At 71.4% G+C, this 23,325-nt stretch carries 18 protein-coding genes; 8 read left to right on the forward strand and 10 right to left on the reverse strand.

Annotated features, from left to right (window positions below; genetic code table 11):
* The first annotated feature begins 63 nt into the window (after positions 1 to 63).
* The 4 genes from ACFZBU_RS24720 to ACFZBU_RS24735 all read left to right on the forward strand — a co-directional run bounded on the left by ACFZBU_RS24720 (position 64) and on the right by ACFZBU_RS24735 (position 2,323).
* Complete coding sequence (locus ACFZBU_RS24720) at positions 64 to 822, forward strand: DeoR/GlpR family DNA-binding transcription regulator (RefSeq protein ID WP_391585797.1); 759 nt, start codon at positions 64 to 66, stop codon at positions 820 to 822.
* Positions 823 to 944: 122 nt separating this feature from the next.
* The gene (locus tag ACFZBU_RS24725) at positions 945 to 1,364 is read left to right on the forward strand and encodes an SgcJ/EcaC family oxidoreductase (RefSeq protein WP_391585798.1); all 420 of its coding nucleotides are present in this window, start codon (positions 945 to 947) and stop codon (positions 1,362 to 1,364) included.
* Positions 1,365 to 1,468: 104 nt separating this feature from the next.
* The gene (locus ACFZBU_RS24730; protein ID WP_391585799.1) at positions 1,469 to 1,870 is read left to right on the forward strand and encodes a VOC family protein; all 402 of its coding nucleotides are present in this window, start codon (positions 1,469 to 1,471) and stop codon (positions 1,868 to 1,870) included.
* 210 nt (positions 1,871 to 2,080) lie between these two features.
* Positions 2,081 to 2,323, forward strand: a complete 243-nt coding sequence (locus tag ACFZBU_RS24735) for a hypothetical protein (RefSeq protein WP_391585801.1) — start codon at positions 2,081 to 2,083, stop codon at positions 2,321 to 2,323.
* Positions 2,324 to 2,410: 87 nt separating this feature from the next.
* On the opposite strand, the gene ACFZBU_RS24740 is transcribed toward ACFZBU_RS24735, so the two are convergent.
* On the reverse strand, positions 2,411 to 3,292 hold the full coding sequence (locus tag ACFZBU_RS24740) for a dienelactone hydrolase family protein (protein ID WP_391585802.1): 882 nt from the start codon (positions 3,290 to 3,292) through the stop codon (positions 2,411 to 2,413).
* 827 nt (positions 3,293 to 4,119) lie between these two features.
* Between ACFZBU_RS24740 and ACFZBU_RS24745 the strand changes: the two genes are divergently transcribed.
* A complete protein-coding gene (locus ACFZBU_RS24745) occupies positions 4,120 to 6,363 on the forward strand; it encodes an MMPL family transporter (RefSeq protein WP_391585803.1) in 2,244 nt (747 codons plus the stop codon).
* 237 nt (positions 6,364 to 6,600) lie between these two features.
* Here ACFZBU_RS24745 and ACFZBU_RS24750 read toward each other — a convergent pair whose 3' ends face one another.
* From ACFZBU_RS24750 to ACFZBU_RS24765, 4 genes are all read right to left on the reverse strand, one after another.
* Positions 6,601 to 7,878: a low temperature requirement protein A gene (locus ACFZBU_RS24750; protein WP_391585804.1), complete on the reverse strand. Its 1,278-nt coding sequence runs from the start codon at positions 7,876 to 7,878 to the stop codon at positions 6,601 to 6,603.
* A 310-nt stretch (positions 7,879 to 8,188) separates the two neighbouring features.
* Complete coding sequence (locus ACFZBU_RS24755; RefSeq protein WP_391585805.1) at positions 8,189 to 10,210, reverse strand: IPT/TIG domain-containing protein; 2,022 nt, start codon at positions 10,208 to 10,210, stop codon at positions 8,189 to 8,191.
* A 421-nt stretch (positions 10,211 to 10,631) separates the two neighbouring features.
* The gene (locus ACFZBU_RS24760) at positions 10,632 to 11,129 is read right to left on the reverse strand and encodes an NUDIX domain-containing protein (RefSeq protein WP_391585806.1); all 498 of its coding nucleotides are present in this window, start codon (positions 11,127 to 11,129) and stop codon (positions 10,632 to 10,634) included.
* Positions 11,130 to 11,277: 148 nt separating this feature from the next.
* The gene (locus tag ACFZBU_RS24765; RefSeq protein WP_391585807.1) at positions 11,278 to 11,952 is read right to left on the reverse strand and encodes a maleylpyruvate isomerase family mycothiol-dependent enzyme; all 675 of its coding nucleotides are present in this window, start codon (positions 11,950 to 11,952) and stop codon (positions 11,278 to 11,280) included.
* Between the two features lie 71 nt (positions 11,953 to 12,023).
* Here ACFZBU_RS24765 and ACFZBU_RS24770 point away from each other — a divergent pair, with 71 nt between their 5' ends.
* Positions 12,024 to 12,980, forward strand: coding sequence for a LysR family transcriptional regulator (locus tag ACFZBU_RS24770; protein ID WP_391585885.1), 957 nt, complete (start codon positions 12,024 to 12,026; stop codon positions 12,978 to 12,980).
* A 177-nt stretch (positions 12,981 to 13,157) separates the two neighbouring features.
* On the opposite strand, the gene ACFZBU_RS24775 is transcribed toward ACFZBU_RS24770, so the two are convergent.
* The 4 genes from ACFZBU_RS24775 to ACFZBU_RS24790 form a co-directional block, all read right to left on the reverse strand.
* Positions 13,158 to 13,928, reverse strand: coding sequence for an SDR family NAD(P)-dependent oxidoreductase (locus tag ACFZBU_RS24775; RefSeq protein WP_391585808.1), 771 nt, complete (start codon positions 13,926 to 13,928; stop codon positions 13,158 to 13,160).
* 243 nt (positions 13,929 to 14,171) lie between these two features.
* Entirely contained in the window at positions 14,172 to 17,387 is a 3,216-nt protein-coding gene (locus tag ACFZBU_RS24780; RefSeq protein ID WP_391585809.1) for a hypothetical protein, read from the reverse strand.
* A 799-nt stretch (positions 17,388 to 18,186) separates the two neighbouring features.
* Positions 18,187 to 19,029 carry a hypothetical protein gene (locus ACFZBU_RS24785; RefSeq protein WP_391585810.1) on the reverse strand — a complete coding sequence of 281 codons (843 nt, stop codon included), beginning with the start codon at positions 19,027 to 19,029 and terminating at the stop codon, positions 18,187 to 18,189.
* On the reverse strand, positions 19,029 to 19,787 hold the full coding sequence (locus tag ACFZBU_RS24790; protein ID WP_391585811.1) for a ParA family protein: 759 nt from the start codon (positions 19,785 to 19,787) through the stop codon (positions 19,029 to 19,031). Before ACFZBU_RS24790 ends, ACFZBU_RS24785 begins: the two co-directional genes overlap by 1 nt.
* 379 nt (positions 19,788 to 20,166) lie before the next feature.
* Between ACFZBU_RS24790 and ACFZBU_RS24795 the strand changes: the two genes are divergently transcribed.
* Positions 20,167 to 21,786: an MFS transporter gene (locus ACFZBU_RS24795; RefSeq protein ID WP_391585812.1), complete on the forward strand. Its 1,620-nt coding sequence runs from the start codon at positions 20,167 to 20,169 to the stop codon at positions 21,784 to 21,786.
* Positions 21,787 to 21,959: 173 nt separating this feature from the next.
* On the opposite strand, the gene ACFZBU_RS24800 is transcribed toward ACFZBU_RS24795, so the two are convergent.
* Positions 21,960 to 22,508, reverse strand: coding sequence for a DUF1062 domain-containing protein (locus tag ACFZBU_RS24800; RefSeq protein WP_391585813.1), 549 nt, complete (start codon positions 22,506 to 22,508; stop codon positions 21,960 to 21,962).
* Between the two features lie 345 nt (positions 22,509 to 22,853).
* Here ACFZBU_RS24800 and ACFZBU_RS24805 point away from each other — a divergent pair, with 345 nt between their 5' ends.
* Complete coding sequence (locus tag ACFZBU_RS24805; protein WP_391585814.1) at positions 22,854 to 23,288, forward strand: VOC family protein; 435 nt, start codon at positions 22,854 to 22,856, stop codon at positions 23,286 to 23,288.
* Positions 23,289 to 23,325: the final 37 nt, after the last annotated feature.

Consider the following 23,325-nt stretch of genomic DNA (forward strand, 5'->3'; position numbering starts at 1 on the left):
ATGCGCCGGTCACACCGCTCGCGTCGATTGACTTTCGAACATACAACACGTTTGATTGAACACATGGAAGGTTCGGAACGCCAGCTTTTGCTCATCGAGAGAATGCGCACAGCGGAACGCGTCACCGTGGCCGAGCTGGCCGAGGAGACCGGCTGCTCGGAGATGACCATCCGCCGGGACCTCGACCAGCTCGCCGAGCAGGGCGTGCTGCGCCGGGTCCGCGGCGGCGCGGTCAGTCTGGTGTTGCGCGGCGAGGTGTTGCCGTTCGGAGTGCGCGAGCACGAGGCGCCCGAGAGCAAACGCCGGATCGCCGCGGCGTTCGATGCGCTGGTCACCGACGGCGAATCGCTGATCCTGGACGGCGGCACCACCAGCCTGGCCATCGCCCGGGTCCTGGCCCGGCGCCGGGTCACCGTGGTCCCGCTCGACCTGCACGCGGCGTACGTCCTGGGCAACGCGCCCGACGTGCGCCTGCTGGTCCCCGGTGGCCAGACCACGCCCGGCGCCCTGACGCTGGGCGGGCATCTCACCGAGACGTCGCTGCGCACGCTGCGCGTGGACACCACCGTGCTGGGGGTCTGCGGCCTGTCCGTCGGCCACGGTCTGACCGCCAACGACCTGACCGAGGTACCGATCAAGCAGGCGGCCATCGCCTCCGCACAGCGCGTCGTCGCGGTCTGCACCGGAACCAAGTTCGGCCGCACCGGCCTGGGCCACGTCTGTCCGGCCACCGATCTCGACATGGTCATCACCGACGAGAGCGCACCGATCGAGGCGGTGTCGGGCCTGCGCGACCTGGGCGTGGACGTGCGGGTGGTGTGACCGGACCCCGCTTCGAAAGTGCTCTGCGCGGAGGATTGACTTCAAGTTCCCTTGAAGTTCCATACTCCTCTGCGGAGGACGCTCGGTCCTCGGCAACGACCTCTGACAACAGGAGAGTTCACATGGGCACCGAATCGTTCGACCTCGCCCCCATCCGCCGACTGGTCGCGGACGCCGTGAAGTCGCAGAACGACCTCGACGCATTCGTCCCGCTGCACACCGAACACGTGAACATCGTCAACTTCGGCGGCCGGCGAGTGTCGGGCCGGGATGCGTTGGCCGAGGCGATGCGCGAGGCGATGGCCTCGCCGCTGGCCGACGTGGCCACCACCGCCGAGATCCAGGACGTGCACTTCGTCCGCGAGGACGTGGCGATCGTAGTGTGCCTCAAGCAGGTCTTCGACCGACGGGAGGGCGTCGGCGACGCGGATTCGACCACGCCCACGCTCCCCGCGGCCTCCGGCCAACTCACCTACGTCCTGGTCAAGGAGGACGACGCGTGGCGCATCGCGTCGGCCCAGACGACCCCGATCCTGACCTGAGGAACGCCGATGGCGTCCACCGAGGACATCGTCGGCGGCAGTAGGCTCGGGCGATCCCGCTCGAACGGGTGAGCGGGATCGGTCGGCCACGAAGGGCGGAACACGTGTCGAAGGCGAGCTTCTCCGGGGTTCATCACGTCGCGCTGAACGTACGCGACCTGGAGGCCTCGGTCCGGTGGTACTCCGAAGTCCTGGATTTCGTACCGGTGTTGCCGTGGGACACGGACGACTTCGACCGGCGGATCATGCGGCACCCCGGCGGCGTGGTCGTCGCACTGACCCGGCACCGGCACGCGGACGCCGGCGCCGCGTTCAACGAGCGTACGACCGGCCTCGATCACCTGGCCTTCACCGTGGACACCCGCGCCGACCTGGAGGCGTGGGAGGCCCGACTGACCGAGGCCGGCGTCACCCACTCGGGAATCCGGGTCACCCCCACGACGGGCTTCACACTGATCGCCTTCCGCGACCCGAACGACATCCAACTGGAGATGTACCTCGCGTAGCCGCCCGAGCCCTCGCCCCTCTCCCGTGTCTCGCCGCGGTGCCCGTCTCGACGCAGGCGACGCCACGCTCGACGCGCCCGGCCGGGCTCCGACGCATGCGACCAACTCCCTTTCCGTGTCGGCCTGTTGCCCCTGCGTAATGGATCTTGACGCGCTTCGACCGGAGTTGGACCATGAGCGTTCGTGCTTGATCGACGAACGGGGGAACACATGTCGAAGTCGACACGGAGAGTGGCCGGTCTGGCGCTCGCGGCGACGGCAGCGGTGGGACTGGTGACGGCGGGAGCCGGCTCGGCGCAGGCGTCGAGCGGGAGTTACATCGCCACCTACCGGTACCTGTCCGAGTGCCAGAACACCGGCGCAATGTACGTGCACTACGCCGGTGCGAGCACATACCACTGCACCGGCAACGGCGCGGTCGGCTTCTCCCTGTACGTGGAGTACTGGGCCTGATCCGACACCGGGTACCGCCCCTGCTCTCGCCGAGGGGCGGTACCCGACGGCCCGGCACGCGGGCAAAGAGGCGCCGGCGGGGTGGGATCAGTCGGTCGGCGTGGCGCCCGGGGCGGGGCCGGGTGACTTGGCCGGGGCTTCGGCCGAAGGCTCGGCGGCGGTCGCCGCCGGCGCTTCGACGGGTACTTCGGGCCGGACTTCGACACGGGCTTCGGTTGCGGTGTCGGGCGTGGGGTCGGTGGCCAGGTGGCGGGCGAAGAAGGTGTCGATGCGTTGCCAGGCGTCGGCGGCGGCGACCGGTTCGGGGCCGATGCCCAGGACGGTGCGCAACACGGGGCGGAGCAGCGGCGGCGCGTTGTCGGCCTCGTTGAGGAACGAGTGGCCCGCGTCCGGGTAGAGCTTGACGTCGTGCTCGACGCCGGCCCGGCTCAGGGCCGCTTCCAGCTTGGCCGCACCGCCGCGGAAGACCTTGTCCCTGCCGCCGTAGGAGGCGACGATCGCACACGCGCCGCGCAGCGCGGCGTCCGGATCGCCGGGCAGTTGGGCGTAGTTGGCCGCGGCCACGTCGTACGTGCCCTGCCCCGCGAGCACTAGCGCGAAGCCGCCGCCCATGCAGAAGCCGATCACGCCGATCCTGCCGGTGCACTCCCCCGAGGCCGACAACCACTGCCGGGCGGCCTCGATGTCGGCGTAGGGCCGACCGCGGCCGGTCGATACCGAGCGCATGACGGAGACCATGCACCGGTTCGGGCCGCGACCGTGGTAGAGGTCCGGCATCAGCGCCAGAAAGCCGGCCTCGGCCATGCGATCCGCATGCCGTCGGTTGACCGCGTCCGGCCCCGCCCCCTCGAACAGGACGACCACACCCGGCCACGGGCCCTTGCCCTTGGGGCGCGCGAGATAGCCGGTGAGCCCTCGGCCGGTCTCGTCACGAAGCAACATCGCGGACAGATCAACGGTTTCGGCCATGGCAACGACCGTAGGCGATACCTGCGTCCTCGGGCAGGACCTTTCCCGGCGCGGCACCTCCGACTCCCCGGCGACCGGAGTGACGTTCGAGATGACGGGCCCCTCGGTCCCGGAGCCGGGACGGGCCTCCGGGCGAGCCCGGAGAGGCCGCCCGCCCGTCCCGCCGCCGTCATCACCGGTGTCGTGGACCCGAAGACGGACACGATGTGCGCGGTCGGAGACGGTGAACCCATTCAGCACGTCCGGTCGGCGTCGTGGGCGGACTCGGGTGGAGATCGGGCGCAGTGCAGGAGCGGTAGTAGCGCCTCGTTTCTACGTCCCTCGTAGTACGCGACGTCAAGCCCTGCGGGGGAGTCGTGACCGTGATCCGACCGCAATACTTTCTAGAGTCAGACCCACACACCAAACTTTCGCGGACCCCGGGTCGGTGGAGCATTCACCGCCCAGTCAGGAGACTCGCCGCATGCGGCATCCGCACCGTCGGCCCGGCACCCACGACGACCGTCCGGCGGACCGCCGGCATCCGTCGACTGCCCGGTCGTTCGGCGGACGCTGTCCGGCCTGACCCGGATCCGCCTCGTTCCACGCCCGACCCGACCGCTTCACCGTACGCGGCACCCGCTCCGGTGGTGTGCCGCGCCCGGACTCCCGCCTGCCGTGGTGAGTCCTCCTTTGTCCTGACCTCTCGTACCGCAGTTCCCGGCGCGTCCGTATGCCTTGCCTCGGCGTGCCGACTTCCGCGTTCCGCCCGACCGGCGATGCCTGCCGCCCCGGGCCGGGCCCGCGGGCCGTTGTCGACCCCTCGACCGACCCGGAGATCCGTTTCCATGGCTACCTTCCTGTATCGACTCGGGCGCTTGACGTTCCGCCGGAGGCGATTCGCCCTGCTGATCTGGGTGGCGATCCTCGTCGCCGTCGGCGTGGGCGCCGCATCCGCTTCCAAGCCCGCCGCCAAGCCGTTCTCGATCCCCGGGATCGAGGCACAGAAGGCCCTCGACCTGCTCGAGGAGCGCAGCCCCGACTCCGGAGGTGGCGGGGCCACCGCGCGCATCGTCTTCCGGGCCCCCGACGGGCAGCGGATCGACGCCCCGCAGAACAGGGCCGGCGTCGAGAAGACGATGGGTGCCCTGCGCGGCACCCAGGAGATCGCCGACGCCTCCGACCCGTTCTCGGCCGCGACGCTGAGCGCCGACGGGAGAACCGCGTACGCGACGGTGGACTACCTGGTCGGGGCCGACCTGCTCAAGGACTCCTCCCGCGACATCCTCAAGGGCGCCGTGAAACAGGGCCAGGGCGCGGGGCTGACCGTCGAGGTGGGCGGCGACGCACTGGTCGCCGAGTCGAGCGTGGGCAACGGCGAGATCATCGGTGTGGGGGTCGCGGCCGTCGTGCTCGCGATCACCTTCGGTGCGATGATCGCCGCCGGGCTGCCGCTGCTCACCGCGATACTCGGGGTCGGTATCGGCATAGCCGGGATCACCGCGGTGGCCGGCATCTTCGACCTCTCCGAGAGCACGTCCACGCTGGCGATGATGATCGGTCTCGCGGTCGGCATCGACTACGCGCTGTTCATCGTCTCCCGTTTCCGCACCGAGCTGAGGCTGGGGCGTGAACCGGAGGAAGCCGCCGGGCGGGCCGTGGGCACCGCGGGTTCGGCGGTCGTCTTCGCCGGGCTCACCGTCGTCATCGCGCTGTCCGGCCTGGCCGTGGTGAACATCCCGGTGCTCACCGAGATGGGTCTGGCCGCGGCCTTCACCGTCGTGATCGCCGTCCTGGTGGCCCTGACCTTCGTGCCGGCGCTGCTGGGCTTCGCCGGCAAGCGCATCTTCGGCCGCAAGGACCGCAAGCGCGCGGCCAAGCACGAGGCCGGTCTCGGCCACGGTCACGAGAAGCCGAACATGGGCTCGCGTTGGGCCCGCTTCGTGCTGCGCCACCCGGTGGCCGTACTGCTGTTCTCCGTGGTCGGGCTCGGCGCCGTCGCGCTGCCTGCGGCGAGCATGAACCTCGGCCTGCCGGACGACAGCGCGCAGCCGACCAGCACCACGCAGCGCCAGGCGTACGACATGCTCGCCGAGAGCTTCGGCCCCGGGTTCAACGGTCCGCTGATGCTGGTCGTGGACACGGCCAAGAGCAAGGACAGCCCGACCGCCGCCGAGGCGGTCCGCCGACAGGTCGAGACCCTCAAGGGCAAGGGCGTCGCCTCCGTCGGCGCCGTCGCCTTCAACGACGCCGGCAACCTGGCCACCATCCAGGTCACGCCGACCACCAAGCCGAGCGACCCGAAGACCGAGACGCTCGTCCACGACATCCGCTCCACCGTCAAGACGGCCGACTCCGCGAACGGATCGAGGACGCTGGTCAGCGGTACCCCCGCGTTGAACATCGACTTCTCGCAGAAGCTCAACGACGCGCTGCTCCCGTACCTGATCCTGGTGGTCGGGCTGGCCTTCCTGCTGCTGATCGCGGTGTTCCGGTCGATCCTGGTGCCGCTCAAGGCGGCCCTCGGGTTCCTGTTGTCGGTCGCCGCGGCGCTCGGCTCGGTGGTCATGGTCTTCCAGTACGGCTGGCTGAACGAGCTGTTCGGTGTCGAACAGACCGGGCCGATCATGAGCATGATGCCGATCTTCCTGATCGGTGTGGTGTTCGGCCTGGCGATGGACTACGAGGTCTTCCTCGTCACCGGAATGCGCGAGGCGTTCGTGCACGGCGAGAGCCCGCGCGAGGCGGTCGTCAGCGGCTTCAAGCACGGCGCACGCGTGGTCACCGCCGCGGCGATCATCATGATCGCGGTCTTCTCCGGCTTCATCGGGGCGACCGACTCGATGATCAAGATGATCGGTTTCGGCCTCGCCGCGGCCGTGTTCCTGGACGCCTTCGTGGTCCGCATGGCGGTCGTTCCGGCCGTGCTCGCGCTGTTGGGCAAGTCCGCGTGGTGGCTGCCGAAGTGGCTCGACCGCATCCTGCCGAACGTCGACGTGGAGGGCGAGAGTCTGCGGAAGCACATCGACGCCCGGGCTGCGGAGAAGGCCGGGGAGGAAGTACCGGGGCCCGACCTGGTGAAGGTCCCCTGACGGGGGCTCCCAGGTGACCCACTGACGGGGACACCGAGGTGACCGACACCCGCCGTGCTGCCGATGGGCGGCGCGGCGGGTGTCCGTGGTTGTGGCGGGGTGTGTGGTCGGTGGCCGCGCGGCGGCAGATCCCGACCGGAGGGGATCGGGACGCGGCATTTGGACGGGGTGCGCCCGAGCGAAGGCTCGGGCCCACCCCGTTTCGTTGCGTCGGGGGCCGGCGGTTCGACCCGAGGGTCAGCCGGTCGCGGTCACCGGTCGCGGGTCCGGCACCTCCGCGGCGTGGGTCCGGCGGAGGTGGTCGGTCACGGTCATGATCGCGAGGAGCAGCGTGGCGACCGCGAGTACGAGCCAGCCCGTGTCCGCCACGGACGCGATCAGCGGTACCCCCACCACCGCGACGACGACGCGTTCCTCGATCGGGCCCGCGGCCAGCACGTGGCGGTGCCAGGCGTGACCCAGCAGGAACGTGGCCAGGCCCGCGCCCAACCACCAGCGGTTCGTGTGGGTGCCCAGGTGGTGGATGGCGTCCGAGATGCCCGCCGCGACCAGCACGATGCCGGCGATCATCACCGCGTGTGCCAGGCCGAACGCCACGTAGCCGAGCATCTGCCGGCGCTCCACGGACGCCTCCGACATGGCCCGCAGGGTACGTTCGTCGTCGCTGCCGAAGTACGTCCACCAGATGCCGGTGGCGACCGCGATGCCGAGCAGGATGCCCCCCGCGAGCTTCCAGTCGACCGGCCGACCACCCGCGCCGATGCCGACGGCCACGACCGATTCGCCGAGCACGATCAGGATGATCAGGCCGTGTCGTTCGACGAAGTGGTGCGGCTCGACCACGAATCCGCGGACGCGTCCGATCACCATCGACAGGTACAGCACCGCGATGGCCGCCGCCCAGCACACCCACGTGCCGGCGTCCGGCAGGTGCGGCGCGATCAGGATCAGTACGCCGCCGACCGCGTTGAACGGCGCGAGTCGAACGATCCCGGCTCGGGCCGAGGGTTGGGACGCGGTCAGGAACAGCGCGACGTGCATCGCGACGGCGACCAGGAAGGCGAGGCCGAACGCCCAGCCGTCCGGGTCGAACGCGTAGGGCAGGTCCAGGCCCATCACGAAGAACGAGGTCATCGTGAGCGCCAGCAGCAGCCGGACCACCGTCGCGTCCGGGCGGACCGCGTTGGTCAGCCAGCTGAACGCGCCGAACATCCACCACATCGCCGCCAGCGGCAACATGCCCTGGAGCAGTCCGCTCCAGCCCGGGTGGGACTCCACCTGGTGGGTGGCCTGGGTGAGCACGAAGACGAAGACCAGGTCGAAGAACAGCTCGATCGGAGTCACGCCGGTGGGCCGCTCGGCCTCGGCCGGTGATTCGGTCGGGTCGTGCGGGAGGTCGATCGGGATGTCGAGGGAGTTCTCGTGGGCCGGGTCGTGGGGGTCCGTCGGTGGGGGCGGCGCCGGTATCGAGGCGTCGAGTCGATCGGGGTCGTGGGGGGCCGAGGAGGGTCTCATGCGTTCGCTTTCGTGGGTCCGGGGTGCGCCCATCGGGGGCCGAGGCGCGGCACCGGGGTGCGGTCCGACCGAGGTCCGACCCGATGCGGTGCGAGTCGCGCACGTGCGCGGGCCCATCATCACCGCGACACCCGGTTCGGAGCAGCACGTTTTGCGCGAGTTCGCGATCGGCGTAGCTCGGACGCACCCTGCGGCGGGCCGGAAGTCCGGCCCGCCGCAGGTGTCCTGATCGGCCGTCAGGAACGGCTTCCGGGTGGCCCGGAAGCCGCCCGCGCCGGGGCGCAGGGTCGACGCGGGAGCCGCCCGGGGGTCACGAGCAGAGGATGATCAGTGACGTGACCACGGTGCACGAGGTCGTGGCGCCGTTGTTCGCCGGATCGGGATCGCCGGGTGTACTCGCCGTGCGGCTCGCGGTGACCTCGTAGGCGAGGCCCAGGCCGAGCAGGCCGACCGGGGCGGTGAAGTGGCGGGTGGTCGCCGCGCCCTTGGCCAACGGACCCACCGTGCAGGTCACCGTGCGGTCGGCCACCGCGCAGTCCGGTGACGTCGCGGTCATCGGCACCGGCAGCGGCGCCGTGACTGTCGCCGAACCGAGCGCGTCGGGACCGCGGTTGGTGACGGTGACCGTGTAGTCGATGTGCGCGTTGAACAACGACGGTACGCCGGTGGCCCGGAGCGCCACCGCCACGTCGGCCCTGCTCGCGACGTAGGTGTAGCGATCCGCGGGAACCGTCGCGCTGGTCCCGCCGGCGGTGCTCACCCGGACGTCGACCTGGCCGGCCCCCGGCCCCGGCGGCGCGGTGGCGGTGCACGAGGTCGCGGTGCACGAGACCGAGGTCGCGGGCCGGCCCGGACCGAAGGTGACGCCGGTCGCGCCCGCGAGGTCGGTGCCGGTGACGGTGACCACGGTGCCGCCCCCCTCGGGACCGGAGTTCGGGCTGATCGAGGTGACCGTGGGCGCGGCCACGTAGGTGTACCGGTCCGCGGCCGAGGTCGCACTCGTGCCGCCGGGGCCGGTCACGGTGACGTCGACGGTGCCGGGTGCGCCGGGCGGTGCGCCCGCGACGATGGTCGTGTCGTCGACGACGGTGAAGGATGTGGCCGGGGTCGCGCCGAACGCGACGGCGGTGCTGCCGGTGAAGTGTGTACCGGTGACGGTCACCGAGGTACCGCCGGTTGCCGGGCCGGTGTTCGGGCTCACCGAGGTGACGGTGCGCGGCTGCGGGACGCCGACCACGACGATGCCGTACGGGGTGCTCCCGACCGGGACGGTGGCCACCACCGTGTCGGACGCGGTGTCGATCACCGACACGTCGCCGGACACGGCGTTCGTGGTGTAGACGAAGCCGCCCGCCACGTGCAGCGTGAGGTTGGCCGGGTAACTGCCCACCGACACGGTGTCGATCACCGTGTTCGTGGTCAGGTCGACCACCTTGACGGCGGCCGGGAACGCGGAGACGTAGGCCCTGGTGCCGGTCGCGTTCACCGCGACGTTGCTGCCGTCGCCGATCGGAACGGTCGCGGTGAGCGCCCCGCCGGCGGTCAGGTCGAGGACCCACAGGCCGGACCGGTCGTCCACGGCGTACAGGTGTGTTCCGTCGGGGCTGAGCGCGGCCCCGTCGGGCGAGCCGGGAAGCGCGATGGTCTTGCCGACGACGGCGGTGGCCGTGTCGATCACCGAGATGTCGTGCCCGGCGTTGTTGACCGCGTATACGTGTGCGCCGTCCGGGGAGACCAGGACCGCGACCGGGTTGGTGCCGACCGCGATCGTGGCCACGACGGTGTTGGTCGCCGTATTCACCACCAGCACGGAATTGCCCTGGGCGACGTACAGGCGGGTGTCGGTCGGGTCGACGGCCATCGCGAACGGCGCGCCGGCGGTGGCGATCGTGCCGGCGACCGTGTCGGTGGCGGTGTCGATCACCGAGATGTCGGCCGAGTCGAAGTCGGCCACGTAGACCCGGGTGCCGGCGTGGTTGGCGGCGAGCCCGTACGGCCCCCGGCCCACCGGGATGGTGGCCGTCGTGGTGTTGTTCGCGGTGTCGATCACGGACACCGTGTTCGAACCGGAGTTGGCGACGTAGGCGGACACACCGGGGCGGGCCGCGGCGGCGGGCGTGGCCCGGGTGAGCGCACCGGCGAAGAGTCCGGAGGCGATCACCGCGACGGTCGCGATCAGCGCGATCGGGCGGCGCGGCAACGCGCGGAACGGCGGCCGGGCGCCGGGTCGTTGCCGGGAGCCGTGCGAGTGGTGCGGATCGGGATGCTCGGCCGAACGACTGCGGCGCCTGCGGTCCGGCCGGCGCCCGGGCGGTGCGTGATGGAGCGACATCGGGATCCCCTCCCTGAAGATGGACCACACCCGGCCGTCTCCATCGGGGCACGTCGATCCCCGCCCCGCACGGCACTCGGGCCCCCACCCGAATCGAGACGGCCGCGAATCACGGATCGCGATTCGTCGGTGCATCGCCGGAAACGTACCGGGGAAGCGTGTGGCGATGTGACCGGAATGGCCAAATGACGGCGGCGGGGCGGGAGTTGGTGTAGGTGGCGGGAGGAAGGGGATCCGGCCGGGGGGTGGGACACGGGGGACCGAGCCGGAGGGGCTGGGCTGGGGGCGGGGTCCCGACCGGGGCGGAGCTCGGGTCGGGTACTCGGGCCGGGCCCAGCGGGTGTGGAAATCGGGTGTAGCGGCGCGGGCCCGGTCGGATCGCGGCTCGGCCCCCGGCCGGGCCGGTGTCCGGTATGCGGGGTCAGTGCCCGGTCGGGTGGGGCCTGGGCAGGTATACGGCGCGGCCGAGGGTGCGGGCCCGGACGGCGGCCGGGACGCGTGGCGCGACGGTGCTCGGCAGCAGTTCGGCGGCTCGGTCGAGGGTGACGAACGCGTACTCGTCGAGTTCGTCCTCCTGGATGCGGATCGCGGCGATCTGCTCGGGGGTGAGGGTGCCGCCGTCGAACATCCAGCCGGTCAGCGGTCGCGGCCTCGGGTCGAGCTCGGGCACCCAGTCGATCACCAGCAACTCGCCGACGTGGAGGTCGAGTCCGAGCTCCTCGCGTATTTCGCGCGCGCACGCGACGTGTGGTGGCTCGTTGCGGTCGACGAAGCCGCCGGGCAGGTTCCAGTAGTCCCGGTAGTTGGGTTTGACCAGGAGCACCCGGTCCTCGGCATCGGTGATCAGTGCGGAGGCGGCGGCGTAGAGGGTGGGCAATTGCGCGTACCACTGCTCGGGCGGCAGGAACTCGTTGGTCATCTGCTCGACCCTAGCTCCAACGGGCTCGCCCGGTTCGGGTCGGTCGGGCCGGGCCGGGGTTCGGCGCATGGGCGGCCGTCGGCGGTGCGGGCCCGACGTGGCCGGCCATGCGCCTCGCCCGCCGGGTCCGGTCGTTCGATGCGTCCGCTCACCCGGCGACGAAGCGTTCCCGGGGCTCGCCGTGCAGCCGGCCCGGGGGCAACCTGCGGCCGAACGCGACCAGGAGGAGGTCCTGGCCCGTACCGGTCAGCGGGGTGCCGCTGCCGTAGGACCAGTCGAGGTCGTCGGCCCGCAGTTCGACGCCGGTCAGATCGACCCCGAAGAACCTGACGCCGCGCGGGTTGATCGCGTCCAGCAGGATGCGCAGCCGGTCCTCGGGCACCCGGCGATCGAGGCCGAGCGCGACCGTGATGTCCAGGCCGTGCACCACATCGTGTCCGAGTCCGGCCGTCCTGCCGCCCGGCGGCTTCCACGGATTCTCCGCGTTGTCGGCGAGCGCCGCGACGATCTCGTCCGGTGACAGGGCGGCGGCGTCCGCGCGGGCGAGGCGGTCGGCCATGCGATGGAGGTTGCCGCCGGCCTTGATCAGTTCGAGGGCGATCCGCGGCAACGAATAGCGAAAGCCCATCGACATGTGGGCGGCCACCTCGCGCACCTGCCACCCGGCGCACAGCGTGGGCGCATCCCACTGCTCGGCCCGCAGATCGGCGAACAGGGCGGCCAGTTCGCGGCGTTCGGCGGCGATCTCGGATCCGAGCGACGGTGTCGACGGGTGCTGCGTGCGGTGGGGTTCCGGCGCGGGGTGCGGCGTGTTGCCAGTCATGTGATCAAGCGTGGCGACCGGCCTTCGATAAGTCCAAGACGCTTCTTTTCTCGGAACTGGAATCGATGATTATGGAGCTGAGGCAGTTGCAATACTTCGTCGCCGTGGTGGAGGAGGCCAACTTCACCCGCGCGGCCGCCCGTCTGCACCTGGCGCAGCCGGGCGTCAGTGCCCAGATCCGGCAGTTGGAACGCGAACTCGGCCAACAACTGCTCGACCGCTCCGGCCGTACGGTGACCCCGACCCCGGTCGGCGCGGCGGTACTTCCCTTCGCGCGGGCCGCGCTCGCGGCGGTCGAGAGTGTCCGGCACACGGTGGACGAGTTCACCGGGCTGCTGCGCGGCCGGGTCACCCTGGGTCTGGTCTCCGGCGCGGCCACGCACGAGTTCGACGTGGCATCGGTGCTCGCCGGCTTCCACGACGACCATCCCGGGGTCGAGATCACCCTCACCGAGGACACCTCGGAACACATGCTCGCCGCCCTGCACCACGGCGAACTCGACGTCGCGATGGTCGGGATCGTGGATCCGGAGCCACCGCCGGGGCTCACCTTCCGGATGATGGTCGACGAACCCCTCGTCGCCGCCATGGCACCGACCGATCCGTTGCTGACGCCGGGCCGGACCACCGTCCCGCCGGCAGCCCTGCGGGACCGCCCGTTGATCGGCCTGCCGCGCGGTACCGGGCTGCGCGGCGTGCTCGATCGCGCGTGCGCCGAGGCGGGATTTCGGCCACGGATCGCCTTCGAGGCCGCCGCACCCCAGTTGCTGGTGCAGTTGGCGGCCCGCGGCCTGGGTGTTGCCGTACTCCCCGCGCTGCCGCCCGCCGTGGCCGCGGCCGCCGGCCTGCGCACCCTGCACCTCACCGACCCGAGCCCACGTGCCCGGATCGCCCTCGCCTGGCAGAGCACCGGCCCGGCGAGCCCCGCCGCCCGGGAACTCCTGTCCCGCCTGCGCGGGATCCCGGCCACGGGGGCATCGACCACCGACTCGACCGGTTTCGCGGGCGCCGGGGTCCCGGCGGGGTAGGGCGGGACGGGCCCGTCGGGCGCGGTGGAGGGGAGGTCGGCCCGGGCCGGCGCGCGCGGCGACCACCGGCGGAACCGCCATGCGACACGGGGTACTCGGCGGCGGCGCGGGATCGTGCTCCGGCCCGCCCTCGGGGATGCGTATGCGTGGCGGACCGGAGCCGTGTCGTCTTGGTGGTCAGCCGGCGGTCAGGCCGCTGTCGTTGTGCAGGACCGCGCCGTGTACGTTGCGGGCCTCCTCGGAGGCGACGTAGGAGAACATCGCGGCGATGTCCTCCGGCTGGGCCATCGGACGCGGCGTCATCGCCCGGCCGACCAGGTCCCAGTCCACGTCCGCCGGCATCTGGTAGTTGGCGACCAGGTTGGTGTCGATGCCACCCGGCGCGATCGCGTTCACGCGCAGCGGCTGCTTGGCGAACTCCCAGGCCAGCGACCGGGTCAGCTGGATCACGGCGCCCTTGCTCATGGTGTAGACGACGCTGTACGCCAAGCCCATCACACTGGCGTTGGACGCGATGTTGACGATGTTCCCGGAACGCTCCAGCAGGTGCGGGATGGCGGCCTGGCACATGAAGAAGTAGCCGTCGATGTTGACGCCCATCATCCGCCGGTAGTCCGCCTCGGTGACCTCCAGGACGTGCTCGGCCCGCGCGATGCCGGCCACGTTGCCCAGCACGTCCAGGCCGCCGAACTCGGCCACCGCCGCCGCGACCGCCGCGAAGCATTCCTCGCGCACCGACACGTCGGTGATCCGGGTCGCGACCTTGCCCGAGAGTCCGGCGGCCAGCTCCGCGGTTTCGGCCAGCGCCGCCTCCGCGATGTCCAACGCGAATACGTTCGCACCCTCCGCAGCCAGGCGCAGCGTGGTCGCGCGGCCGACCCCGGACCCCGCTCCGGTGACCACCGCGGTCTTGCCGTCGAACCGACCGGACACGTGGGCTATCGACATACGTTCACTCCATCGGACGAGAGCGGTGCGAGACGCGAAAGGGCGCCCCTGACCAGTGCTGACGGATCGTGCCATAGCCACGATGGGGAAACCAGGGTCACGGACCCCCTGCGCCGGGCCTCACACCCCACACCCGGCCGCGCGCGGGCCGGGGGCGGGCCGAAGAGCATGAGTCGCCACCCGGGCCGCACCTCGAACCGGCGGCGGGATGTCGAGCGCGGGCGAAGGTGGCCGGGGTGTGGGTCAGAGGCCGGCGTCGGTCAGGTCGGGGTTGTCGGCGTGGTTGCGGCGGGCGGTGAGTTCTTCCCGGGCCTGTTGTAGGAGGCGTTCGCCGGAGCTTTCGGCAATGCCGAGACTGTCGGCGATCTCCTTGCCGGTCAGGTCGGTTTCGGCGGCGAGGAGGGAGACGAGAGAGAGGACGCGGGGGTCACGGCGGGCGGCGCTGGTGAGTGCCGAGCCGTCCGGTCTGCGGCTCGGGCGCGGGAAGTCGTGGTCGTGCTCGATGGGCTCGGCGCTCGGGGGCTCCGCCGGCGGGTGGGCCGTTCGTACGGATGCGGAAGTGCCGTCGCCTGCCGCCGACTCGGTCGCGGCCGGAGGGGGTGGCGAGGTGACGTTCGGCGCCTCACGGTGAGGGGCGGGAGGTGGCGGGTCGGTGGTGGGGCGGCCGGCCCTGCGGCGGGTGGTGGTGGCGGGAGCGGATGCCGGATCGGCGGTGGCTGCCGGGTCCGGGTTGCCGGCGCGGCGTGCGCGTGGCTGGCGGTGGGCGTTCGGGGGGCGAGGCGACGTCGGGCGAGGGATGGTCGCGGCCTGGGCCGTCGCGTCGCGACGTGGGGCGGGGATGTCGGGCGACGCGGCGACGGGGGTGGCGGTGGCGGTGGGATCCGGGTCCGACGCCGGGGCTGCGTCTGGGTACGACGCCGGGTTCGGGGCCCGGTCCGGGTTGGGGTGCGGGTGGGGATTCGTCGGGGTCGGGGGCAGGGTGGTTTCGTCGGCGTATGTGGGTGGCGCGTCGGTCGTCGTGTGAGGTTTCGCCGTGGCGTTCGGGGATGCTTCCGGCGCGGCGTGGTGGGCGGCCTCCTGCCATCGCACGTCCGCGGTCGGGTGGTGGTGCAGGTCTCCGCCATCCCACGGGTGGGTGTCCTCCTGCCCGTGTGCACCGACGAGGCTCGTCGGGTCCTCGTCGGGCGGGCCGGTGGTCGCCGGGTGGGGTTGTGACGGGCCCTCGGCATTCGACGAGGCGTCGGGAGCACCGTGGGCACGGTGGACGTCAGGACGCGTGGCGAGGGGATCCGACGCCGTGATACCCGCCGCTCGATCCGGGTCCGGGTCGTCCGGCCGCGCACCCGCCGCCTGGCGATTCGCGCCCTCTCGGCCGGAGGACTCGGATCGCACGTCGCGAGGCGGGTTCGTCGCACCCACCACAGCCATGTCCGCCACATGCCGACGCGCACCGGGTGCACGCGATCCGTCGTGGCGCGTACCCGCACCACCCGGCGGTACGACGCCCACCTCACGAGGCGAAATCATCGCGCCCGCCACCGCACCGCCCGCCGCCGTCCGGCGATCGGCCGCGGACCCCGGCGGGCCACCGCGCACGCCGACCCGAAGGTCCGCGCGACCCGATGCGGTCTGCGCCGCGTCCCGGGCCCAGCGCTCGGCGTCCGGCGACGCAGCGGGCGCATCCGCGGCCACCGGCGCGCCCGAACCCCGGCCTTCACGACCCGCCGAACCGGCCATCGTACCGCGACCCCCGTCCCGACCCTCCGGGGATGCCCCCACCTCGGCGGTCCAAAAGCCTTGCCCGTCCGACGGAGTCGCCGCCATGCCGCGTGTCCACTCGGGGGCATCCGACGTTCCGGCTGCTCCGGGCTCACTCGGATACCCCGAACCCGTCGACGCGTCCGGATACGGGCCGTCGACTCCCGACCGCGCCGCCTCCGGGCTCGGGCGCAGTCCGTCCGGACTCCACCGGTCCGGGTCCCCGTCCCCCGCCGAAGCGGCCACGAACGCCCGGGTCCGCTCCCCCGGATCCGCTGCTCCGGCCACCGCTGCCGCCCCCGGATCGCCGTACCCCATCGACGCGTCCGGAGCGTTGGACGGCACAGGTCGGGGCGCTTCTTCGGTCGTCCGGGGCGCAGCTCCCGTGCCCGTCGTGCGTCGGGTCGGGGACGCGGACTCCGGTGGGCCGAGGGGCGCGTCCTCGGCGTGCGGTCCGGCATACCGGGCGGCCGGCGCGGACGACGACGCCATCGCGTCTCGGCCCGGCTCCCCCACCCCCGCACGCGAAGTCGCGGTCGCGCCACCGAGGTTCGGTGTGCCGAGGGCTGTGTGTCGGTCGAGGTGCTCATGGCCCTGTCCCGGGACGGTCGCGGCGTACGCGGTGACCGGGAGCTCGGCGGGGGCCGAGACCGCGACGCCTGCCACCCGGCGGACCAGGGTCGGGTGTGGGGTGCCGCCCTCGGGATGTGTGGTGCCGGGATGCGGGTGGCCCTCTCGCCGACGAGCCGAGTCGGCGACGTCCGGGGTGGGCCAGGTCATGTTGGCGAGCCGGCCGACGTCGACCAGAACGCGCAGTTGTGGGAGTACAGCCGCCTCCACCGCGGCGTCGGCCAGTCGCACCCGCGCGGCCGTACGTTGGGCGAACGCCTCGGCGCGACGGTATCGGCGGTCGGTGCCGCGCTTGGGGCGTGCGGCCGAACGGCCGTCCCCGGCGACCTGTGCGGCGCGGGCCTCGGTGGCCTGGCGCAGCCGGTACAGCGCGCGGGCCGCGCGGCGCTCGCGGACTCGTTCGGTCGCCTCGGCCGCGCCCAGGTGTTCGTCACTGGCGAGTTCGGCCAGGACCAGGACCCGCTCGATCGGATGCAGCCAGCGGATCCACCCGACCCGACGGTCCGCGCGTTCGGTCCGGGCGTGCCGCTCCTCGGCCAGACCCAGTTCCCACAACACGGCGGCGATCGGCGCCCAGATCCCGAGCGCGAACGCCTCGCCGAGGTTGGCTCCCTCGCTGGCCGACATCGAAGCGGACAGCAGCGCGAGCACCCACACGAGGGCCCCCGACAGGCCCGCCGCGGCTCCCCGTGCGGCCCGCCGGCGAGCCCGAAGCGCGCAGACCACCGCGGCGAAGTCCAATGCGACGAACGGCAGATACGCCCACGGCCCGTGCAGGCCCATGACGTCCCGACCGAACTTGCCGAGTTGGGCCGCCGACAGACCCGCCGCCGCAGCCGCGACCGCCGCCGTCAGCAGGTCCTCGACCCGCCGCCCGCGCCGGTCCCTGGTCGCGGTTCGGTCGCTCTCCAGCGCCTTGCGGGCCTCCTCCGGCAGGGCCGCGACGCGGGCTCGTTCGGCAACCGCCCGGCGGCGGGCACGTTCGATGAGGACGGCCGAGGCCAGCACGACGAGGGCTCCGGCCAGATAGGGCCAGTGCCGGGACCAGTCCCAGCGCGCGAGGTCCAGCATGTGTACGACAACTCCTTCGTCCCGCGCGGGAGGCGCGGGTCCGAGTCGGGAAGTGCTCGTGTCGATGGGTGATTCGGGCCGCGGAAGGGGGGTCGAGCGTCGGCCGGGAAGCTCCGACGTCCGGGGGACCATCCTTCGTACGGGACCGCTCGTTCTGTGGGGACGGTCCTTCGGTGGGCGAACCTACCTTCGCGGCACGGGAGTCTGCTTTCGGCATCCGCTCCGCCCGCTGGACCCGCCTCGTCCGCCTCGGACGCCGATCGGTGATCGGGTCGTCAACGTTCGATGCGACCGAGGCAACCAAAGCGACCGAAGCTACCGGAGCCACCGGAGATTCAGCGGACGACGGACGACGGACAGCAAGCGGGCGGACCACCCGGGGTATCCGATCAGGCGCCGCGGACATCCCCTCCACGGCATGGACAGCGGGCGCCGGGCACCAGCACCGGCAGGTACGTGCGCAGGTACACACATGCCTGCGGCCACCGATCGGCCGGCACCTTCGGGAGGGCACCAAGTGCACGCGATCCGCGACGTCGGCCAAGGCCCCAACGCGTCACACGAAGCCGTCAGGACGCGGAGGCACGGAACCGCCCGGGCGACGCCGGATCACCGCGACCCGACGACACACCCGCTTGCGCTCGCGCTCGAACGCATCCGCGTCCGGCCCACAACGGCACCCCGGCCGAGTCCCATTGGACTCACCCGAAGCCCCGTACCGATCGCACCGATCGCCCCGATCCCGCCCACAGCGCCCACCGCGCCCACTCGCCGTACGGCGCTGCGCGCCCCGCGGCGGCTACGCCGACACGACGCCCCGGCCCGCATCCGAGCGCGCGCCCGGGACGGCACCCGAACCCGCCCCGGGTTCCGTCCCGGAACCGTCCGTCGTGTCCGTCGTGTCCGTCTCGGCAAGTTCTCGTCGCGCCCGCGCCACCTGGCGTTCGAGTTCGTCCAGGTAGGCCACCGCCGCCGCCCGGTCCTGCCGGGCCAGCGAGGTCAACCATCGGCGCGGGATGGTGTCCGCGGCCTTGGCCGTGTAGTCGACCACCCGATCGCCCTCGACCTCCGGCTCGATGCCGAGCGAGTCGAGGTAGTTCCGCACCTGTTCGACCGCCGCCGCGGGTGAGAACGCCTCGCCGACCGCCGCCACCGCGCCGCGCAGCACGGCCGCCGTCAGCGGTACGGACTCCGTCTCGGCGACCGTGCGGTACACGGTCACCGCCGCCTCGTTCCCGTACCGGCCCGCGAGTGGCACGAGTTCGCGGACCTGGGCCTCGTTCACGGCCTTGAGTCCAATTGGACTCAAGGCCTCCGCGATCGGCCAGGCCTGGATCAGTCGGTCCGCGTACCGGCGCTGCATGTCCCAGCGGTCGAGGCAGTAGTCCTCGAAACTCTCGTAGCGAGTGCGGTACAGCCGTGCGTCACGAACGATCTGCAATGCCTTGCCGGCCGCCCAGAACGCGACCCGCAATGTCTCGATCGCCGCCTCGCACGCGGCCAGTTGCCGCTGCTCGTCGTCGATCAGTACCGGACTGTCGGACAGCGGTCGAAACGGCGCCGGCAGTTCCTTGGCCATGTCGGCGGCGGTCCGCAGCCGGCGCGGCTCGGCGGCCGTCCTGGGGGCGCGTTGCCGGCCCATCAGATGGCCTGCTCGATCGCGAGGGCGAGCTTGTAGAAGTCCTCGCGGGCACGCAACGCCGTACCGCTCTCCTTGTATTGGGTGACCACGAGCCCGCCCTCCGCCGCATGAGCGTGAATCTTGTACTTGCGAATCGGCTCCCGCGCCCGGGGGTAGCCGCGTTCGTCTATCCACGCCTCGACCCGGGCCCGGTCGGTCTCCCCGTCGCGCGGATCCCACAGGTTCACCACCGCGATGTACGGAATCCCGCGCGGCTTGAGCACCCGCTCGATCGTGTACTCGCTGGGCGACCAGCTCATGAACTCCGGCGTGATCGGGACCACGGCCAGATCCGCCACTTCGAGCATGTCGCGCAGGGCGTCCGCGGCCGCGCCGTGCCCGAGCGGGTCGGTGGCGAGTTCGGCCTCGGGGTCGGTGTCCATGAAGCCGGGGCTGTCCACGACGATGCGTGCGACCCCCGGATCGGCCTTCAACTCGGCGAGCATGCCGGGCTTGCCCTTGGTGGACATGTAGTCGAACGGCAGGAGTTCCTCGGGAACCCGGTCCGCCCAGTCCTCCATCGACCCCTGCGGGTCGATTCCGCACGCGACCACGGGTGCGTCGGCGTCCGGATCGATCGGCCCGGTGGGGGTGAAGTTCTGCCCCTGCACGGCGGCCAGGTTCACCGCGATGGTGCTCTTGCCGACGCCACCCTTGCGGTTGATCACGACCACGACCTTGGCCTTGGGCGGTGACGCCGATCTGCGGGCAGGGCTCATCTGGGACCTCCGTTGGCTTCCCCATCACGGGTACTCGGACGTCGCTCAGCATGCCAGAGCCCCGATCGGCAACCCCCTTACGGGACGCGCGACACTCCGCGAAGTCGACCACATCGGGGAAACCGGGCAATCACGAACGTCAGCGGGTGATCCGACTGTTTCCGGCGCACCAGGATTTTGCGTTATAGGCAAGGGTGTATGCGTTCACAGCAAGGTGCGGTTAGCGTCGTTCGTGTTCGTCCCCGGCCCGCCGCACACCGACCCGAGCAGGCAAAGGGCGGGCTCGCCCCCACCTGCCGCGCGGCGCCCACGCTTCGGCTCTGCTCCGGCGCTAGGCCGTGTCCGGCGGCCATACCCACATGCCGTTCGGGAGGAATCCATGAATACGAACCAGCCCGATCAGGCGACCGCCGACCCGAGCGGCGCCCCCGGCGTGAGCGTGCCGGACGCGCGCCGGCGTCGCACGATCCTGATCACCGTCTGTATCGCCTTGATGGCCGTCATCGCCTCGGTGTCGGGGCTCAACGTCGCCCAGCCCGATCTCGCCGTCGCGTTCGGTGCCTCACAGCGCACCATCCTGTGGATCATCAACATCTACACGCTCGGCCTGGCCGCGCTCTTGTTGCCGCTCGGCGCGATCGGCGACCGCCTCGGCCGCAAGCCCATGCTGCTGGCCGGCCTGACCGTCTTCGGCGTCGCCAGTGCGGCGGCGGGTCTCGCCCCGTCGGCCGAGGTCATGCTCGCCGCCCGCCTGTTCAGCGGTGTGGGTGCGGCGATGATCATGCCGATAACCCTCGCCGTCATCACCTCGACCTTTCCCGCGGAGGAACGGGGACGGGCGATCGGTGTGTGGACGGGCGTGGCCGGCGGTGGCGGCGTCCTGGGCATGTTCCTGTCGGCCGCCCTGGTCGACGTGGCGAGTTGGCGGTGGCTGTTCGTACTGCCCGTCGCCCTCGTCGTCGTCGCCCTCGTGATGGCGCTGCGGTCCGTCCCCGACTCCCGCGCGGCGTCCGGACACCCGTTCGACAACGTCGGCGCGCTGACCTCCGTCGTCGCGGTCGTCGGGCTCATCTTCGTCCTCCAGGAAGGGCCCGAACGAGGCTGGACCACTCCCGTGACCCTGCTCGGCCTCGTCGTCGGGGTCGTCGCCGCGATCGGCTTCGTGGTCTGGGAACTGCGCCGCGGTGAAACGGCGCTCCTCGACGTACGCCTGTTCGGCAGGCGGACCCTGGCCGGTGGCTCGATCACGCTCCTGGTGGTCTTCGGGGTCCAGGCGGGCATCTTCGTGGTCCTCTTCCCGTTCCTCCAGGCCGTCCTGGGCCTGTCCGGGTTGGTCTCCACACTGGCGCTGATGCCCATGGCCGTACTGATGATGGCGGCCTCCGGCCTCGCCCCGCGGTTGGCCGCGCGGGTCGGCCCACGGGCGACCATGGCCACGGGCATCTTCCTGGCCGGTGCCGGTTCGGCGCTCATGGCCGCCCTCGTCTCCGTCGACGGCGGCTACCTGTCCGTCCTTCCCGGCATGCTCCTGATGGGCATCGGCATGGGCGTGTCGATGACGCCCTCCACCGAGGCCATCACCAGCGCCCTCCCGCAGGAGAGCCAGGGCGTCGCGTCCGCACTCAACGACGTCACCCGTGAGTTCGGTACCGCCCTCGGCGTCGCCCTGCTCGGAGCACTCCTGTCCTCCGGCTACCGCGACGCCATCGACTCCCGCCTCGCCGGTGTTCCCCAAGGCCCCGCCGACACCGCACGCGAAGGCGTCGCCAACGCTCTCGACGTCGCGAACCGGACGGGGCCACACGCGCAGACGGTGATCCAGGCGGCCCGGGAATCGTTCGTCGACGGCTGGCAGCAGGCCATGTGGGCGGGAGTCGCGGTCATGGCCGCCCTCTTCCTCTACGTCCTCGCCCGAGGACCCCAATCCCCCACCCACACAACGGCGAACGAACCGAAGCCGGAACCGGAACCGGAACCGGCCGACACGACCACCCGATGACCCCGAACGACCGCGAGACGTCTCGACCCGGCGCCTGAACGAACGACCGGCACCCGACCCGAACCACCCGCGTGCCCGTGTGCCCGTGTGCCCGTGTGCCCATGTGCTCAAGGCGAACAGGGTCGGGGCCTGTCCGGCGGATCCCGCCGGACAGGCCCCGGTCCCGAAAAGGGTCAGCGCTTGAGCGTGAAGGTGAAGTCACCGGAGAGCTTGCCGCTCAGCCGGACTGCCGACACGACGTTCCCCTCCGTGATCAGTCTCTCGACCTCGGCCCGCGAAAGACCGCACCCTTCGGCGATCAGTCGCGCCGGCCGGAGCGGGATCCGCGCCGCAAAGCGAACCGAGACGTCGATCACCTCGCCGTCCGGGGATTGCGATTCGCCGGTGTCGAGGCGCCAGGCGTCGTCCCAGTCGAGGGCGATGCGATTACGGCGCCGCACGACCGGATCCTGGAGCAACTCGGCTGTCAGGCCGGGGTCGTTGGCATGCAGCCGGTTCAGCAGCTCGGGTCGTACGGAACGCACATTCATCCGCTCCAGGACCGTGAGCTTTGCGGTTTCCCCGCAACCGGTACAGAGCGCGAGGAGCCAGGCGTCGATGAGCTTGTGGTTTGCGTTGACGCGAAATTTGTTGCTTGCCCGGAAGCGCTCGGATGCGCACGTGTGGCAACGGCGGAGAACGAGCGGTAGGCAGGCGGGCGCAACCACCCAGATTTTGAGCACAGAAGTACACCGGTTTCAGTGAGAAATCCGCAGCAAAAAGGAGCGCGGCGCACAGGTGCGACGCGCGACGATTCAGCGCTCGGGAGGTCTCACAGGGTGTACAACGGCACGTCCTTCACCAGACGACTGGGTTCGACGGCACCGTAATGGCGGACGGCGGCGCTGTTCCACCGGTTTTTCGAGCGCCTCACCGCAGGTTCGGTCCGGCGAATCACGGACGAAGCCGGAGCCGAAAGGCGAGCCGAACCCGCGGCCCAAGGCGGAGCCGAAGCCGAACCGGAGCCCCGAAACCCGGCCGAGACAGGGGCCGTAGACGACGAAAGACGCCGCCTTTAGGGTGGAGCGATGGCATCGATCAAGAAGTTCCAGGTCACCTTCGATTGCGCGGAACCCGAGCGGGTCGCTCGCTTCTGGTGCGATGTGCTGGGGTACGTCGTACCGCCGCCGCCGGAGGGGTTTGCCACCTGGGACGATTACGATCGCTCGTTGCCGGCCGAGCGTCGGGGTGCGGGGTTCGTATGCATGGATCCCACGGGTGTGGGCCCGCGAATGTACTTTCAGCGTGTTCCCGAAGGCAAGATCGTCAAGAATCGGGTGCATCTCGACGTGCGGGTCGGCACCGGGCTCGTGGGCGAAGAGCGCGTGGCCGCACTCGAGGCCGAATGCGCACGACTGGTCCCGCTCGGCGCGGTACGCGTGCGACTGCTGCGTGCCGATGAGTACAACGAGTCGTGCCTCCTGATGCAGGACATCGAGGGCAACGAGTTCTGCCTCGACTGAGCATTGCGGGAGGGTCGATATGACGCCTATGACTCGG

The sequence above is a fragment of the Embleya sp. NPDC008237 genome (assembly GCF_042956465.1).
Taxonomy (GTDB): Bacteria; Actinomycetota; Actinomycetes; order Streptomycetales; family Streptomycetaceae; genus Embleya.

What these genes read in the sequence shown, in the direction of transcription:
- ACFZBU_RS24720 (WP_391585797.1), top strand. Translation starts at nt 64, where the DNA reads ATGGAAGGTTCGGAACGCCAGCTTTTGCTCATCGAGAGAATGCGCACA.
- ACFZBU_RS24775 (WP_391585808.1), bottom strand. Translation starts at nt 13,928, where the DNA reads ATGTCGATAGCCCACGTGTCCGGTCGGTTCGACGGCAAGACCGCGGTG.
- ACFZBU_RS24735 (WP_391585801.1), top strand. Translation starts at nt 2,081, where the DNA reads ATGTCGAAGTCGACACGGAGAGTGGCCGGTCTGGCGCTCGCGGCGACG.
- ACFZBU_RS24755 (WP_391585805.1), bottom strand. Translation starts at nt 10,210, where the DNA reads ATGTCGCTCCATCACGCACCGCCCGGGCGCCGGCCGGACCGCAGGCGC.
- ACFZBU_RS24770 (WP_391585885.1), top strand. Translation starts at nt 12,024, where the DNA reads ATGGAGCTGAGGCAGTTGCAATACTTCGTCGCCGTGGTGGAGGAGGCC.
- ACFZBU_RS24740 (WP_391585802.1), bottom strand. Translation starts at nt 3,292, where the DNA reads ATGGCCGAAACCGTTGATCTGTCCGCGATGTTGCTTCGTGACGAGACC.
- ACFZBU_RS24750 (WP_391585804.1), bottom strand. Translation starts at nt 7,878, where the DNA reads ATGAGACCCTCCTCGGCCCCCCACGACCCCGATCGACTCGACGCCTCG.
- ACFZBU_RS24805 (WP_391585814.1), top strand. Translation starts at nt 22,854, where the DNA reads ATGGCATCGATCAAGAAGTTCCAGGTCACCTTCGATTGCGCGGAACCC.
- ACFZBU_RS24725 (WP_391585798.1), top strand. Translation starts at nt 945, where the DNA reads ATGGGCACCGAATCGTTCGACCTCGCCCCCATCCGCCGACTGGTCGCG.
- ACFZBU_RS24790 (WP_391585811.1), bottom strand. Translation starts at nt 19,787, where the DNA reads ATGAGCCCTGCCCGCAGATCGGCGTCACCGCCCAAGGCCAAGGTCGTG.
- ACFZBU_RS24795 (WP_391585812.1), top strand. Translation starts at nt 20,167, where the DNA reads ATGAATACGAACCAGCCCGATCAGGCGACCGCCGACCCGAGCGGCGCC.
- ACFZBU_RS24745 (WP_391585803.1), top strand. Translation starts at nt 4,120, where the DNA reads ATGGCTACCTTCCTGTATCGACTCGGGCGCTTGACGTTCCGCCGGAGG.
- ACFZBU_RS24785 (WP_391585810.1), bottom strand. Translation starts at nt 19,029, where the DNA reads ATGGGCCGGCAACGCGCCCCCAGGACGGCCGCCGAGCCGCGCCGGCTG.
- ACFZBU_RS24780 (WP_391585809.1), bottom strand. Translation starts at nt 17,387, where the DNA reads ATGCTGGACCTCGCGCGCTGGGACTGGTCCCGGCACTGGCCCTATCTG.
- ACFZBU_RS24765 (WP_391585807.1), bottom strand. Translation starts at nt 11,952, where the DNA reads ATGACTGGCAACACGCCGCACCCCGCGCCGGAACCCCACCGCACGCAG.
- ACFZBU_RS24760 (WP_391585806.1), bottom strand. Translation starts at nt 11,129, where the DNA reads ATGACCAACGAGTTCCTGCCGCCCGAGCAGTGGTACGCGCAATTGCCC.